General features: G+C 30.8%; 18 protein-coding genes. 10 read left to right on the top strand and 8 right to left on the bottom strand.

Annotation, left to right across the window (positions count from 1 at the left end; all coding sequences use genetic code 11):
* Window positions 1–5: 5 nt before the first annotated feature.
* The gene (locus B4H69_RS11440; protein ID WP_180906165.1) at window positions 6–1,247 is read right to left on the bottom strand and encodes a MutS-related protein; all 1,242 of its coding nucleotides are present in this window, start codon (window positions 1,245–1,247) and stop codon (window positions 6–8) included.
* Window positions 1,248–1,348: 101 nt separating this feature from the next.
* On the opposite strand from B4H69_RS11440, the gene B4H69_RS11435 reads away from it, so the two are divergent.
* From B4H69_RS11435 to B4H69_RS11400, 8 genes are all read left to right on the top strand, one after another.
* A complete protein-coding gene (locus tag B4H69_RS11435; RefSeq protein WP_180906166.1) occupies window positions 1,349–1,774 on the top strand; it encodes a VOC family protein in 426 nt (141 codons plus the stop codon).
* 75 nt (window positions 1,775–1,849) lie between these two features.
* Window positions 1,850–2,890, top strand: a complete 1,041-nt coding sequence (locus B4H69_RS11430; RefSeq protein WP_180906167.1) for an o-succinylbenzoate synthase — start codon at window positions 1,850–1,852, stop codon at window positions 2,888–2,890.
* The gene (locus B4H69_RS11425) at window positions 2,887–3,498 is read left to right on the top strand and encodes a DUF1684 domain-containing protein (protein ID WP_280046037.1); all 612 of its coding nucleotides are present in this window, start codon (window positions 2,887–2,889) and stop codon (window positions 3,496–3,498) included. Before B4H69_RS11430 ends, B4H69_RS11425 begins: the two co-directional genes overlap by 4 nt.
* A 1-nt stretch (window position 3,499) precedes the next feature.
* Window positions 3,500–4,522, top strand: coding sequence for an AMP-binding protein (locus tag B4H69_RS11420; protein ID WP_280046036.1), 1,023 nt, complete (start codon window positions 3,500–3,502; stop codon window positions 4,520–4,522).
* Between the two features lie 141 nt (window positions 4,523–4,663).
* Window positions 4,664–5,797, top strand: coding sequence for a DUF4932 domain-containing protein (locus tag B4H69_RS11415; protein ID WP_280046034.1), 1,134 nt, complete (start codon window positions 4,664–4,666; stop codon window positions 5,795–5,797).
* A gap of 13 nt (window positions 5,798–5,810) precedes the next feature.
* Window positions 5,811–6,974: a sensor histidine kinase gene (locus tag B4H69_RS11410; protein ID WP_280046033.1), complete on the top strand. Its 1,164-nt coding sequence runs from the start codon at window positions 5,811–5,813 to the stop codon at window positions 6,972–6,974.
* A 2-nt stretch (window positions 6,975–6,976) separates the two neighbouring features.
* A complete protein-coding gene (locus tag B4H69_RS11405; protein WP_280046032.1) occupies window positions 6,977–7,675 on the top strand; it encodes a LytR/AlgR family response regulator transcription factor in 699 nt (232 codons plus the stop codon).
* Window positions 7,676–7,735: 60 nt separating this feature from the next.
* Entirely contained in the window at window positions 7,736–8,608 is an 873-nt protein-coding gene (locus tag B4H69_RS11400; protein WP_280046031.1) for a tetratricopeptide repeat protein, read from the top strand.
* A gap of 123 nt (window positions 8,609–8,731) precedes the next feature.
* Here B4H69_RS11400 and B4H69_RS11395 read toward each other — a convergent pair whose 3' ends face one another.
* The 6 genes from B4H69_RS11395 to B4H69_RS11375 all read right to left on the bottom strand — a co-directional run bounded on the left by B4H69_RS11395 (window position 8,732) and on the right by B4H69_RS11375 (window position 13,494).
* On the bottom strand, window positions 8,732–9,391 hold the full coding sequence (locus tag B4H69_RS11395) for a DUF4240 domain-containing protein (RefSeq protein WP_180906170.1): 660 nt from the start codon (window positions 9,389–9,391) through the stop codon (window positions 8,732–8,734).
* Window positions 9,392–9,624: 233 nt separating this feature from the next.
* On the bottom strand, window positions 9,625–9,906 hold the full coding sequence (locus B4H69_RS16485) for a T6SS immunity protein Tdi1 domain-containing protein (RefSeq protein WP_414647222.1): 282 nt from the start codon (window positions 9,904–9,906) through the stop codon (window positions 9,625–9,627).
* Between the two features lie 152 nt (window positions 9,907–10,058).
* Complete coding sequence (locus B4H69_RS11390; protein ID WP_180906172.1) at window positions 10,059–11,195, bottom strand: glutathionylspermidine synthase family protein; 1,137 nt, start codon at window positions 11,193–11,195, stop codon at window positions 10,059–10,061.
* A 9-nt stretch (window positions 11,196–11,204) separates the two neighbouring features.
* Window positions 11,205–11,594 (bottom strand): hypothetical protein, encoded by a 390-nt coding sequence (locus B4H69_RS11385; RefSeq protein WP_180906173.1) that lies wholly within the window; start codon window positions 11,592–11,594, stop codon window positions 11,205–11,207.
* 6 nt (window positions 11,595–11,600) lie between these two features.
* The gene (locus tag B4H69_RS11380; protein ID WP_038337307.1) at window positions 11,601–11,879 is read right to left on the bottom strand and encodes a hypothetical protein; all 279 of its coding nucleotides are present in this window, start codon (window positions 11,877–11,879) and stop codon (window positions 11,601–11,603) included.
* A gap of 103 nt (window positions 11,880–11,982) precedes the next feature.
* Window positions 11,983–13,494 (bottom strand): succinate CoA transferase, encoded by a 1,512-nt coding sequence (locus B4H69_RS11375; protein WP_180906174.1) that lies wholly within the window; start codon window positions 13,492–13,494, stop codon window positions 11,983–11,985.
* 195 nt (window positions 13,495–13,689) lie between these two features.
* On the opposite strand from B4H69_RS11375, the gene B4H69_RS11370 reads away from it, so the two are divergent.
* Window positions 13,690–14,511, top strand: a complete 822-nt coding sequence (locus tag B4H69_RS11370) for an AraC family transcriptional regulator (protein ID WP_180906175.1) — start codon at window positions 13,690–13,692, stop codon at window positions 14,509–14,511.
* A gap of 8 nt (window positions 14,512–14,519) precedes the next feature.
* Window positions 14,520–15,182 carry an alpha/beta fold hydrolase gene (locus tag B4H69_RS11365; protein WP_114999497.1) on the top strand — a complete coding sequence of 221 codons (663 nt, stop codon included), beginning with the start codon at window positions 14,520–14,522 and terminating at the stop codon, window positions 15,180–15,182.
* A gap of 39 nt (window positions 15,183–15,221) precedes the next feature.
* On the opposite strand, the gene truB is transcribed toward B4H69_RS11365, so the two are convergent.
* Window positions 15,222–15,932, bottom strand: coding sequence for a tRNA pseudouridine(55) synthase TruB (gene truB, locus B4H69_RS11360; RefSeq protein ID WP_180906176.1), 711 nt, complete (start codon window positions 15,930–15,932; stop codon window positions 15,222–15,224).
* Between the last annotated feature and the right edge of the window lies 1 nt (window position 15,933).

Raw genomic sequence — 15,933 nt, 5'->3', positions numbered from 1 at the left:
ATATTTTATAATAATTTTTCTAATCCTTCTTTCTCAAAAATTAATTGTCCAACTCGAATGTCGGAAGAACCATTTTTTATTTTGTAGGTATAAATTGGCAAATTATCTTCAATAATACATTCCAAATGCAGAAATTCTGTGTTATCAAGTTGTTGTAATTCGTCCAGAATTTCATTGAGATGTGTTGAAATAAATGTCAAGGTATTTTGATGTGAATCTAGACCTTTTATTGTTTTTGTTAATAAATTCGTTGCATCTATCGAATTTGTTCCGCTAAACAATTCATCGAAAATAGCAAAACTATAACCTGCTTCTTTACTCGAAATGAGATAATTTTTTAGGTTCATAATTTCATTCATAAAATGACTATATCCTTTCAACACATTGTCTGTATGATTGATATTGATACTAATAGTTTGATAAAAAGGAATTGTTGCTGATTTGCATGAAACTGGAAGTCCAAGATTTCCCAAATAACTACAAAAAGCAATTGCACGAAAAAAAGTTGATTTTCCTGACATATTTGCACTTGTTAATACAACAACATTTTTAGAAGTTTTGAAATTATTTTTGACAGGATTTTTGAGTAATGGATAATAAAAGTCAACTAAATCGAGTTCGTTTTGTGGTGAAATAGTCGGAAAAATAAATCGATGTTCAATTACTTTTAAACTAATAGATAAATATGCTTCGAAGAGATGAAGTTGCTCGAAAAATGAATTGATTTGTGCTTTGTTTTCAATCAATAAATCGTTTGCGTTTAGAATTTCCTTGCTCTTAAATTTTCTATTTCGAATGAATTGATAATTTTTTTCCGTTTCAATTGACATCAATGTAGCAATCATATTGTCTAATAGATTTCGAAATTTAGTTGGAAACAATTGTACTTCTAACGATTGCAAAAACGTATAAATTTTATTGAAGAAAATATAAAGTTGTGTTAGCGAACTTTCGAGAGTAGATTTAACAGATGAATAGAATTTTATCTTTAGAAAATCGACTGATTCAACGTTATTTATTGTATTCAAAACCTCGTTATATTCCGTTTTAGAATAATTGTATAGCGACTTTCCTTCCACTTGTTGTACAAAACTTTTGATAATATTTTGTCTATCTATGACTTCTTGTAACGTTTTCGGTTTTGTATCCAATAATTGGAGTAACGTTGAACGTGAATTATAATTCAATGTTACATTAAAAAGAGGTAGAATATCTTTTTCTACATTCAAATTATCAATGTTCATCATGGTTGGCAATTATTTCTATTGAAACTATTTTTCAAGATAATCATATTTGATTAAATTACTGAACAAAATAGTATTTAACACCAATTTAAAAACTACACAATATGAAAAATGAAATTTATCCATGTCTATGGTTTGATGGACAAGCGCAAGAAGCCGCAAATTTTTATTGTTCGATTTTTCCTAACTCAAAAATTATAACCGATAATCAGATGGTGGTTATTTTTGAGTTGAACGGAAAAAAGTTTATGGGATTGAATGGAGGTCCAAATTTTAAGTTTAATGAAGCGACTTCATTTGTTATCGATTGTGAAACGCAAGAAGAAATTGATTTTTATTGGAATAATCTTACTTTGGATGGAGGAGAAGAAGGGAATTGTGGTTGGTTAAAAGATAAATTTGGTCTTTCTTGGCAAGTTGTACCAACTGTTTTACCAAAACTTTTGAGTAATCCAGATAAAGCTCAAAGCGTGATGCAAGCTTTTATGAAAATGAAAAAGTTTGATATCGCTGCATTGGAAAATGCTTAATTGGTAGGAAAATTTTACAGATTATTTCTCCTAAAACTACTTTCGGAGCTCATCATATTTGACTAAATTTGAAGTATGAAAGCAAGTTTTAAACCTTATATTTTGAAATTCAAAAATCCAAGCGGTACTTCGCGCGGCGTTTTGACAGAGAAATTGACCTATCTTTTTACATTAGAAGAAGATGGGAAAGAATATGTTGGTGAATGTGGATTGTTTAAAGGATTGAGTTTTGATGATCGTCCTGATTATGAAGAAAAATTGCAATGGGTTTGTGACAATATTGACTTAGGAGTTGATGAATTGTGGCGTGAATTGCGTGAATGGCCTTCGATTCAGTTTGGTATAGAGCAGGCTTTTCAGAGTATGTTTGCGAATCGTTACAATGAAAATTATACAGATAAATTGAATCCTGATATGTATGAATCAGCTTTTTCGACAGGTGATCAAGGTATTCAAACTAATGGTTTAATTTGGATGGGTTCGATTGATTTTATGCGCGAACAAATCAAAGAAAAATTAGCGATTGGTTTCAACTGTATCAAGCTGAAAATTGGTGTTGATTGGGAAAATGAGCATAAGATTATTCAACAATTAAGACAAGATTTTTCTGCAGATCAATTAGAATTAAGAGTAGACGCGAACGGAGGTTTTACGTTTGAGGAAGCAAAAGGGGTGTTGCAACAATTGGCTGATTTAAAAATACATTCGATTGAACAACCTATCAAAGCAGGACAAGTAGAGTTGATGGCAGAGTTATGCGCTGCTACACCAACACCAATCGCTTTGGACGAAGAATTAATCGGAATTGTTCATCAAGAAGATAAATTCAAATTATTAGAACAAATCAAACCGCAATATATTATTTTAAAACCAAGTTTGGTTGGCGGAATTAGAGGTTCGTTGGAATGGATTAATGCAGCAGATACATACGAAATCCCGTTTTGGATAACATCAGCTTTGGAAAGTAATATAGGCTTAAACGCTATTGCACAATGGACAGCTATTTTATACCCAGAAATGCCACAAGGATTGGGAACAGGCGGTTTGTTTACAAACAATTTCCCAAGTCGATTAGAATTAAGAGGAGAATATTTATTTCGAAACAAGTTAGCATGAATAAAGTAATTATCGCATTTTTTGCAACAATCGTTTTAATGAGTTGTCACACGACAAAAAAAACAATTGATTTAGCTGCAATTCAAAAATATCAAACCGAATTGGCTACTTTTTATACTGATCCTAAAACGACGCCATTGGTAGACGAAGAAAAAACGAATTTCAAAGGGATTACATTTTTTCCGATCAGTGAAAAATATATTGTGAAAGCGAAATTTACGCCAATCAAAGATGGAAAGGTGATTCCGTTTCCTACTTCTGCGAAGAAAATCAAAAATTACAAAGAATACGGAACGGTGACGTTTATGTTGGATAATGTTGAGCAAACGCTTACGGTTTATCAATCTTCACCAATTATGGAGAAATATGCAGACAGCTTGTTTTTACCTTTTATGGACGAAACAAACGGCGTGACGTCTTATGGAGGTGGACGTTATTTGGATTTGACTACAAAAGATTTAGGTGCAAAAGCCAATGAAATTACGTTGGATTTTAACCAAGTGTACAATCCTTATTGTGCATATAGTAAGCATTACAATTGTCCGATTCCGCCAGCAAATAATGTGTTGGATATCGAAATTAATGCAGGTGTAAGTTATCATAAATAGCATGTTGTATTTAGATTTTTCTCGACCTAATTTTGATGTCAACGCTATTCAAGTTACCAATGAATTTGAGCAGTCGGTTAAAGATTTTTTGGTTGAATGGTTTTCTGATTCTGAGGTGATGATTGCGCATACTTCTGGCTCAACAGGAACTCCGAAAGAGATTATTTTGACTAAAGAAAATATGCGTAAAAGTGCGAATATGACGGGAAAATATTTGCATTTAGAGAAAGGAAATTCGGCTTTATTGGTGATGCCTGTTACTTATATTGCCGGAAAATTGATGTTGGTTCGTGCAGTAGAAATTGGTTTGAAATTGATTTGTATGCAACCAACTTCGCATATTTCTCTGGATGAAATTAATCGCGGAATTTCGCAAGGTTTTACTTCTATTGATTTTGTTGCGTTAACGCCTATGCAAGTCGAAAATTCGTTAGATTTTGTTTCGAAATGTCAAAAGTTAATCATTGGTGGAGCTCCTCTTTCGGAGAAAGTGAAACAAGAATTGTTTGCTTTTGAGAATGAAGTCTACGAAACGTATGCAATGACGGAGACGATTACGCATATTGCGTTTAAACAAGTTTCGAATCAAAAAAATCCTAATGCTGAACAAGTTTTTGAAGCTTTTGATGAAGTAACGATTTCACAAGATGAGCGAGGTTGTTTGGTGATTGATACGCCTTATGATGGATTGCAAGTTGTAACGAATGATATCGTTGAAATCGTTGATTCGCGTAAATTTAACTGGATTGGACGTGCAGATAATGTGATTAATTCAGGTGGAATAAAATTATTTCCCGAACAAATAGAAAATAAGCTGAAACCGTTTATCCATTCTGATTTTTATATTACATCTAAAGCGGATGAATTATTAGGTCAGAAATTAATTTTAGTGGTAGAAGGAGAGGAGAGGAGCTTGGATTTTTCTTCGACAGATTTAACCAAATATCAAGTTCCGAAAGAGATTGTTTTCATACCTAAATTTCCTCGAACGGAAAGTGGTAAAATAAAACGACAACAGTTTTAAGCATAAAAAATCATCAAGTAATTGGTGATTTTTTTTGTTTATCGGAAAAAAATAAGTTTCTATCCGATAAGAAATAGACTTTATCGATAATAATTTCATTTACGTTCTTAACAACTTAGATTTGGTTAAAATATATAGAATATGAAAAAAGTAAGTGTAATTTTTATGTTTTTATGTTGTTTTCAGATTGCTTTATCTCAAGACAAAGAAGTGAACTTTGATCAAAGTTATATTCAAGCAAATAATGGACAAACGACAATTGAAATTAATGAAATGCAAGAGTTGGTATATTTGATACTTGCTTTAACTGAAACGGCTAATAATCCCAATATAATTAATCAAACAACTCCTTATTATCAAGAAATTTTGACAGATTTTAAATCATTTTCTTCTCATGAAATTGTACAAGCTTTTGACAAAGAACTGAAAACAAATCTTGTTAATTTTATTTTATTACCAGCAAATGCATATGGATTCAAGTTTGAGGGAGAAAAAATAGTTGCGACAAATGTGTATATTTTCCCCGCTAAGGGAATTGGTAAATTTGAAGTGAAAGAAAATCCAGTTTTAGGTTATATTGATCAATTAGAAGATTTTTCGAAGAAAACAAAATTTAGATCTTTTTATAAAACTCATCAAGCTTATTATGATTCTTTGAAAACAGCATATAAGAATTTTGCAGCCATTGAAAATCAGAAAAATTGGTTAGAACAGAAATTTGATACATCTATTAATAGTTATCGTGTTTTAACTTCTCCATTAATTGGAAGTATAAATGCAACACATACTTTTCAAGATAATGGCTTTAAAGAGATTTTACTTTTTTTACCTACTATTCGTTCAGACAAAGATTGGTCAGCATTATTCCAAAAAGCTATGAATACACGCATTATTTTTACTGAAATTGACCATAATTATGTTGGCCCAGTAAGTGAAAAAAATAGTGATAAAATCAATTCAATTTTTGATAAACGTCATATTTGGGTTGATGAGACAAATAAAGGAACAGCTCATTATCCAACTCCTATTAAGATTTTTGATGAATATTTGACGTGGGGATTGTTTGTGTTGTATGCATATGATACATTTGAAAATAATAGCGAAGTTTTAGAACAATCGATACAAAATGTAAATGATGTGATGGTAAATAAGAGAGGATTTATCAAGTTTAAAGAGTTCAATGAGTTTTTATTAAACCTTTATCAGAAAAACAAAGGAAAAAAGATTGAAACGTTGTATCCGCTATTGTTAGAATGGTCATCTAAACAATTATAATTTGAGCAATTTTATGACACGAAAAGAAACGTCAAAAGGTTATTTTTATACCAAAATAGAACACTTCGATTTCGAAAAGTTTTATACTAAAAAGATGCGTTTTAGTTTGCATTTTTTGATGTGGAGTGTTTTTGGCATTTTATTGATGATTACCTATCAATTGGCCTATCATTTAACTTTTTTTGAAGCTTTAATGATGACGGTTCGAATGACGTCTGTTAATATGAGTGTGTTTTACATTTTTTTCTACCTTATTTTTCCAAAATTTATTTACTTAAATCGATTCAATTCGATTATATACCTGTTATTAAGTTGTATATTTTGTGGATTTTTATGGCTTTTTGTGACTTATTTTTTTTCTAAATTATATGTGCTTTTAGGAATAGATATTAGCAGTGGAGAATTAAAAGGAGTAATTTCTATGAGTGCTCATCAACCATTGAGAGAAGCTATTTCTCCCAAACGTCTGCTTTCTCAAGCAATGATTATTTTTGCAAATTTATCCCCTTTTTTCTTTTTTAAATTGTTGTTCGAAATTTTTAGAGTTTATAATAAAGTGTTGAAAATTCAGAAACAGAAAGCGAGTTTAGAAATAGAAAAAATCAATATTGAAAGAGATTTTTTGAAAGCACAATTGAATCCTCATTTTTTGTTCAATACGCTAAATAATTTATATGGATTAACCATCAAAAAAGATGATACTGCCCCCGAAATGATTCTAAATCTTTCCGAAATAATGAGCTATACATTGTATGAATCTGATACTGATAAAGTGCAATTATCGAAAGAGTTAACTTTTGTGCAAAATTATTTTGAATTAGAAAAGATGCGTTATCCAAATAAAGAGAATATCACTTTAGAATTACCAAATTATGATTGTTCAAATTTTATGATAGCCCCTTTATTAACATTTACTTTTATCGAAAATGCTTTTAAATATGGATTAAAAAACAAAAAGAATCCTTTTTTACATTTAAAAATTGAACTAAAAAACAACGTATTTCTTTTTCATCTTCAGAATGATAAAATGATTGAAGAGATAAGTCATAAAGCTGGAGGTATTGGAACTGAAAATGCTAAAAAACGTTTGCAACTTCTTTATCCATCTATGCATCATCTAACAATTCATGATAAAGAAACTATATTTGAGGTGAAATTAATGATCGATTTGAATTAATTATGAAAAAATTAGCTTGTATCATTCTTGATGATGAACCGCTTGGAAGAGAAATTATGGAGAGTTTTTCTTCGAGAATCTCTTTTTTAGATGTAAAAAAATCATTTGATGATCCGATAGAAGCTATGTTGTTTCTACAAGATAATCCAATTGATTTACTGATTACCGATATCAATATGCCTCATCTAAATGGAATTGAATTGGTGCAGTCTCTTCGTTATCCACCTTCAATTATTTTTGTGACAGCTCATCGTGATTTTGCATTAGCTGGTTTTGACTCCGGTGCTATAGATTATTTGGTGAAACCTGTTCGTTTTGAACGTTTTTTAACTGCTGTTAATCGAGTGAAGGAACGACAAAAAGATATTGACGATTATAAAACATCTGTTCGTGATTTTGTATTCATTAAAGTAAATGGAAAATTAGAGAAAATTATTTTTAATGATATCATTTACATTGAAGCACAAGGTGATTACTTGAAAATTGTTACAAAAAAAGAGACTTTAACTACTTTGTCGACAATGAAATCATTCGAAAAGGATTTAGATTCTTCTAGATTTTTACGTGTTCAACGATCATTTATCGTTAATGTATTGATGATACAATCTTTTTCTGGTCATATAATAGAATTGGAAAATGGAAAACTGATTACTATTTCAGGTTCAAAGAAAGACGAATTATTTAAAATTCTGGGTGTTTAGAAAACGAACTTTGTTAACTACTAAAAATAGCTTAATTTTAGCACTACTAAAACTTATACTGTGGATTACAATCGACTTTTTAATGATATTTTTTTCTTGATTTTTGATGATGAAATGGATGAAAATCAATATCCAATTTGGAAAAGTTTTTCGTTTATTCACAATCCAATTCAGCAATTAATTAAGGCACAAGATTTATTAAATCAGTTACTTCACGAATATCCAAAAGATAAAAAGGCACTTTTTCTGAAAGGAGTTGTTCAGCGCAATTTAAACTTCAACGAAGAGTCGATTTTGTATCTTTTAGAAGCAAAAAAGGAAGATTATTACTTGTATGCAGCGAATTTCTACATTGCCGAATATTATATTCATAAATTGAAATTTGAGGAAGCACAAAAGTATTTGAAAGAGATTGAAATTGTGTATCCTACAAATCAACGTTTTCTTTTCTTATCGATTTTAGTGAGTTTGGAATTGTTTGAGTTTGAAGAAGCAAAGCGTTATTTGAATATTTTATATCAATTGGTTGAGGATAAACAAGTTTTAGAATTATTGAGTAAAAATCTTCAGATTACCGAAGAAATTGTTTTGAAAACCACAAATCGATTGGTCTTGAAAAACTTCAAATTAAGAAGTTTTAATTATAATCTTCAACTCAAAACAAATTTGATTGCTTTTTATAAAAATTTCGCTGATATCGGGGTTAATTTTAATGGAATCAATTGTTTTATTATGGCACTTACCTTAAAGCAAATTACGTTGTATCCTACGTTTCATAATCTTGAACTTTATAATGTTCAAACGATTTTAGATTACATTGATGTTGATAAAAAAGGCGTGCAAATGCGCTTAGAAGACATTGATTTTGAACATGATTTTGTCAAAAATTACCACGAATATTTAGAAGTAGAGATTTTATTGAAAGAGGATTAGTTTTTTAACACAACTACATTTCTCTCAAGGGAATATTTTTGTTGTGATCTGATCTTGAAACGAGTGAAAGATGACTGAGTAGTTTAGAATGATAACTTTATTAAGTTAAATTTAGAAAAAAAACTACAAAAACTCGTCTTCATCATCAAAATCATCTTCCATTTCGTCGTCGTCTGGAGAATAATCTTCTATAAAAACTTTGAATAATCTTGGGCAAATGATTTGTAAATTGGTTAAATTTTCGTCATCCCAATCAAAATCAGGTTTTGGAGATTTTTCGGTATAAAATTTAAAACATTCTTTGTCTACAAAATCAATAATTTTGTGTTCAAATTTTTCGTAGAAAACATCATCAGCGATTAAATGAAAATCTTCAAATTCATATAAATCATCTTCGTTAAAGCCTTCGTTAAAATAATCGGCTAAATTATCAGGATTCAAAATTGCCTTTTCAAACAATTCTTGTCCTTGCGAAATAATCCAATTTTTGAAATAATAGAAATGCGTAGGATCTGTATCGTCATTCATAATACAAGCAGCACACCATATTTCAGGCGAATGTAATGAATACGAATAGAACTCTAATCGAAGTTGAAACCCAATAATGTCCTCGGCAGTTAGATCTTCTAATTCTTGCTCCAAAGCCTTTTCTTGATCTTGCAAATTATTGGCATTGAGCAAAGAATTTTCTATAATTTGCCAAAACAAATCTTCTTCGAGCATACGCGAAATGCGCTCTGTGGGAAGGGTTGAAGAGTTAAACAAATCATCTAAAAAATCCATATTTCTACTTTTTGGTTTGTATTTAGTTGGTTTTGATTCGTGAAAAATTATCTAACGTTTTATTTCTTAAACCTTTAATTGATAAAACATTTTAACAGAATCTTTTTATAATTTATGAAATAAATACGATGAAACCTACGAATTTTTAAACTATTTGCAATTTTTGAGCTAATTATTTGATTTTGTTCCAACTAAAAAAGTCTAATTCGGAGTGAAATTAGACTTTTTAATTTTTATTTATTTAATGTTTTGAAAATAATTCTTTGACCATTTGCTAAATTATTTACTTGAAAAGCTAAATCAGCTGAAATACTTATTAATTCCTCGAAATTAATCTTACTTATATTAGAAGTTTCGTATTTGCCTCCGAGAATAGCCGGAATTATTAAATAATATTTTTCATTTAGTTCTAAATTACCAATTTCTTCCTTGCATTTATTTACTAAATGTTCAAAATTCCAATCAATAATAAAATCATTATCTAATTTTAAACTATTAAAATCTTCTAAATTGATTGCTATTTTTATACATTCTAATTCTTCTGGGCAGATTCTCCAAATTGAATTATCAATGTTTTGAAAAATAATATTTCCAAAATCATTTTGATCAATTATTTTGATAGCATTTACGCCTTTCTATTTCCAATTTTCGTTGATTGTTGTTAACATTACTCAATAATATGCGGAACAAAACGACTTTTATCGGTTGTAATAAATTCGTCACTTTCGCGGAAAGTAATTCCACACGATTCTTGTCCAATAATCCAACTTCCGATAATAGTATAACCCGTATCTTCGTGATGTAAATTTGCTAAAGCTTGATAAATAAAACCTTCTTCACCATATTCGCCCGAAGTTTGTTCAGAAATAGTGCCGTTTTTTACAACTTCTACATTTGCACCTTCACGCGATAACAATGGTTTTTTGACATAATTTTTCATCTCATTCGGCGAATCTGCATAAGCTTCTAACAACAACGGATGATTTGGATATAATTCCCACAAAATAGGCAAAATAGCTTTGTTTGAAAGAATCATTTTCCAAGCTGGTTCTATCCAATTTGCGTTGATTTCATCATTTTTGATGTTGTACGCAAACAACTCGTTCATCATCCATTCCCACGGATAAAGTTTGAAAATATCTGTAATTGGTTCTTCTTCTAAATCAACAAAATTGACATTATTCCAACCGATTTCGTCGACGTAAATTAATTTGGTATTAATTCCGGCTTGTATTGCACAATCTCTGATATATTCGATATTCGTCAAATCTTCTAACGATTCTCTCACGCACGAAAAATGTAAAGTTTCACCATTCAAATAAGGTTTTAACATTTTCCACGTTTCAATTAATTTATCATGAACAGAATTGAATTGATCTTTCGTTTCTCCAAAATAATTCTCCATCCAAAGCCATTGTATAACACCACATTCGAACAAAGAAGTTGGTGTATCAGCATTGAATTCTAACATTTTTAATTGATCATTATCATAAGCAAAATCAAAACGACCATAAATACTTGGCGCATCATTTTCCCATGTATCAATCAAATAAGGTTGAATAAATTTTGGAATTTTAAATTCGTCCAAACGATTATTTTGAATCACATGTTCGACAGCATTCAAGCACATTTCCCATAATTCGTTTGTCGCTTCAAAAATTTTATCCGCTTCTTTTTCTGAAATCGAATAATAATAATCTTCTACCCAATAGGTTTGTTTATTTTCGTCTGTATGATAACCAAAGCCGATATTTTCTAACCTTTCTTGCCAGTTTTCGTCAGCTTTTATTCTTTTTAATTGCATAAAATTTGTTTAAGATGAAACTGAACGAGAAGAAGCAGATTTTCCGAATCCACCACGAACAGTTTGACTTTTGTACGCTTGTGCTTTTGCCGCGTTTGTTCCGACATTAGATTGTTGATGCAAACCTTGACTTGCATAGCCCATTCCACCACCAGTTAAGCTACGAAAAGCCATAAACCAAAGCAACGAACTTCCCATTCCGCCGTGATGTGAACCACCAGAATGCGACGAATAATTTGACGTAACATCTGTGTAAGGCGCAGTAGAATCTGCACGCATATATACCTTTTGCGCATTGTTCGTAACGGGTGCTTCTTCACGATTCATACATGAACTAAGAACCGAAGAAATTAACACTAAAGTTACAACTTTACTTGCTCTTTTTTCTTTTTTATTCATGGTAGATTATTGAATGGTTACGTAAATAGGAATTTTAGTAGAATCGGTAGGTGTATATTGTTTGTGCGTAATCAACGTATCTACTTTTTCTGCAATCATCAAATCGTTTGACCAAATTTTTTGTTTAGTAATATGTAAAACAGAATCGCCTTTTGTTTCGGTTGTTAAAACAACTTCACGAGCCGATTTTTTATCAATTTGTTCTAAATTCTGATTTTCGTTTTGATTAGATTGACACGCGAAAAAAGTTGTCAATGGTAGTGTTATTAAAAGTATTTTTTTCATGTTTCTTAGACTTCTAACAAAGTTACATTATTTCACAAAAAAAGCACAATCCAGAAATTCTGAATTATGCTTTAAAAAAAGTATAGTCTTATTATTTATTATTCTAATGATTTAAAACTAATAATTCTTCTTTTTTCATAGAACCTGTTTGTTTCAATCTTGTGTGCCAAGAGAACGCTTCTTCTAAGATATGTGGCGTTTGACCACCTCTTTCTGCACAAGCTCTTTCGAAGTAAGATAATAATTCTGCTTTATAATCTGGGTGAACACAGTTATTGATGATTTCGATGGCTCTTTCGCGTGGCGCTAAACCTCTCAAATCAGCTAAACCTTGCTCTGTTACAATAATATCTACATCGTGTTCTGTGTGATCTGTGTGAGAAACCATAGGAACGATAGACGAAATATTACCACCTTTTGCGATAGAAGCTGTAACGAAGATTGAGATAAATGCATTACGAGCAAAATCTCCAGAACCTCCAATACCGTTCATTATATGAGTACCAGAAACGTGAGTTGAGTTTACGTTACCATAAATATCACACTCTAAAGATGTATTGATTCCGATAATTCCTAAACGACGAATAACTTCGGCAGAGTTAGAAATAGATTGTGGACGTAAAACAATTTTATCTTTATAATTGTCGATGTTTCCAATTACACGATCGTAACATTCTTGTGAAACTGTCATAGAAGATGCTGAAGCAAATTTCATTTTTCCAGAATCGATTAAGTCAAATGTAGAATCTTGTAAAACTTCTGAATACATGACTAAATCTTCAAAATCAGAATGTTCTAAACCACCTAAAACAGCGTTTGCAACTTTACCAATACCACATTGTAATGGCATTAATGATTTTGTAAGACGACCTTCTTCGACTTCATTTTCGAAGAATTTTACAATGTTTTGAGCGATTGCAGAAGTCGCTTCATCAGCTGGTTGAATGTCTCCAGGAGCATCTTGAATGTCGTGAAAAACAATTCCAACAATTTTAGAAGGATCTACTTTTATTGTTTCTGTTCCAATTTTTGTATCACAAGCAGTGATGTTAATTGGAGTACGTTTTCCATATTCTTCTACACTATAAATATCGTGAATACCTTTGATATTTGTAGGAATAGACGTGTTAATCTCGATGATTAATTTGTCTGCATTTGCAGCAATTTCAGCATTATTACCGATAGAAGTTGTAGGTACTAAAGAACCATCTTCTAAAATTTCAGCAACTTCTAAAACACCTAAATTAATTTTAAATTGTCCATCTAAAATATGTTCAGCAGTTTCTCCTAAATGCTGATCGATAAATAAAACATTACCTGCATTTATATTTTTACGCATTACAGTGTCTACTTGGAATGGTAAACGTTTTTTTAATGCTCCACTTTCTACTAAAGCTGCGTCTGTACCATGTCCTAATGAAGCTCCTGTTACTAAAGTGATTTTTAAATTTTCAGATTTGGCACGCTCCGCAACAGCTTTTAATACAACTTTTGTATCGCCTCCTCTTGTAAAACCACTAGAACCAACAGTCATTCCATCTTCAAAAAATTTGGCAGACTCCTCTGCTGTCATTACTTTTGACTGTAAGTTAGTTAATTTTATTCTTTCCAACATAATGCAACTTTTTCTTTCTAATACTATTCAATAATTGTTCCCTTCTGAACGAAGGGAATTACAAATATTGGATTAATTAATAAAAAGTTAATATTAAAAATAGTCAAATAATTATCTATTTCGGACATTTTTATTTGTGTACATTATACATCATATCAAATAAATTATTATATTAGTTCGCAGATTAAAGAAACTATGAATATACATTTGGATAATAAGTTCGAAACACGATATTACCTAACCGAAATTGACAAATTACCAACCTCAATTTTCTGTTACCATAAGGAAATTTCGGAAGCATACGTGGTAGAACATAAACATAACAAAGCGCAATTTCTTTATTGTGAGGGAGGAATAGTTTATGTAAAAATAGGAAAAGATACTTTTTATTTACCTGCAAGACACTATATGTGGATACCGCCTCATGTGGAACATAGTATACACCCAAATACACCAGAGGTGATTATGAGAAATTTATATTTCCCTATTAATGAAAGTGATAATTCGTTTTATAAAAAAGTAGGAATCTATCCTGCTGATGGATTGTTGTTAGAGCTTTTATTATTTTCTAACCAATGGAAAGGAGATATTGTTCCAGAAAACAGAAGCGAATATGTAATTGCACAAGCTTTTAAAGAAATATTACCTAAAGTAAGCAAAAGTAGTTTACGATTAGCTCTTCCATTACCACACGACGAACGTCTGAAAAAAATCGTTCAATTCTTAGATGATAATATGGATTCTTCGATTACAATGAAGAAAATTACAGCCGAATTCGGTTTCTCTGAACGATCATTATCACGATTATTCCAAAAAGATTTGAATATGACATTTGTTCAATATTTCACTATTTTAAGAATGTTACGCGCTTTACAATTGTTAATTGATAATACGTATTCAATCAGTGAAATTTCGACAATGGTTGGTTACAATAGTTTACCAACATTTAGTAATACATTCCAAAAAGTAATTGGAGTTCGTCCAACAGATTACTCAAAGAAAAAAGATATATTATAAATTAAGGTATGAAAATTTATCAAGTAAGTGGATTAGGCGCAAACGCAAATGCTTTTCGAAATCTACGCTTGGAACAAGATTTTGAGCAAGTTTATATTCCTTGGTTAGATCCAGAGAAAGATGAAACTTTGGCTCATTATACCGAAAGATTATTAGATAAAATAAATCCCACAGAAGATTTTCTTTTGATGGGATTATCTTTTGGTGGAATAATTGTGCAGGAAATGAATCGTTTTATTAATCCAAAACATACATTTCTGATTTCGACAGTGAAGAATAGGGCAGAGCTTCCGAAGTTATTTCGATTCTCGGCTTCTATTAATGCACACAAAATAATTCCGATGAGTTTCTTAACTTCGGATCGGACATTTTCGTACATGATGATGCGAAAATTATATTATACTGATCGAGAAAAAGATAATATTGACGATATTTTTGAGTTTCGAAACAAAGAATATTTAAGTTGGTCGATTCATAAGATTGTAAACTGGGAACATTCTACAGCTTATCACGAAGAAAATATCACACATATTCATGGTACAAAAGATATTGTTTTTCCGATTGAATATATCAAAGATGCAATACAAATAGAAGGCGGAACACATATTATGGTGATGCAAAAGCCAAAATTAGTGAGCGATGAAATAAATAAAGTATTAATCACTTTATAACTAAAAAAAGCTTGAACATTTGTTCAAGCTTTTCTGATTTTATACTTCTTCTGTTGTATTTTCTTCTTCAAAATAGCTTTTTTCTAAAGCGAAATTTTCAGCATTGATGACATCAAATTCGCCAATTTTTGTACGACGAAGTGCTGTTAAATATCCACCAGAATTGACTGCTTTTCCAAAATCAAAAGCCAAAGAACGAATGTAGGTTCCTTTGCTACAATTCACTTCAAAATCGACAAAAGGTAAATCTATTTTTGTAATTTTAAAATCGTGAATCGTTATTTTACGTGCTTTACGTTCTATTTCTTGACCTTCGCGAGCTAATTCATACAAACGTTTTCCATCTACTTTTACTGCTGAATGCATTGGTGGAAATTGTTCAATCTCTCCAATAAATTGCTTCGTTGCTTCGTGAATGATTTCTTCTGTGATATGTTCAGTAGGAAAAGTATGATCTTCTTCCGATTCCAAATCATATGTAGGCGTCGTTACACCTAATTTAATTGTACCAGTATAAGTCTTTTCTTGCGCCTGAAATTCATCAATGCGTTTTGTCCATTTCCCTGTACAAACCAATAAAAGTCCAGTAGCTTTTGGATCTAAAGTCCCAGCATGTCCAACTTTTATTTTCTTTAAGTTATATGCTTTTCTAATGTTCCAACGAATCTTATTTACGACATCAAAAGATGTCCAATCAAGTGGTTTATCAATCAAAAAAACGTGACCTTCTTGTATTTTTTCTACGTTCATC

This window comes from Empedobacter sp. UBA6745, assembly GCF_002453775.1.
In the GTDB taxonomy this organism is placed as follows: domain Bacteria; phylum Bacteroidota; class Bacteroidia; order Flavobacteriales; family Weeksellaceae; genus Empedobacter; species Empedobacter falsenii_C.
This window is presented reverse-complemented; position numbering and strand designations above follow the sequence as displayed.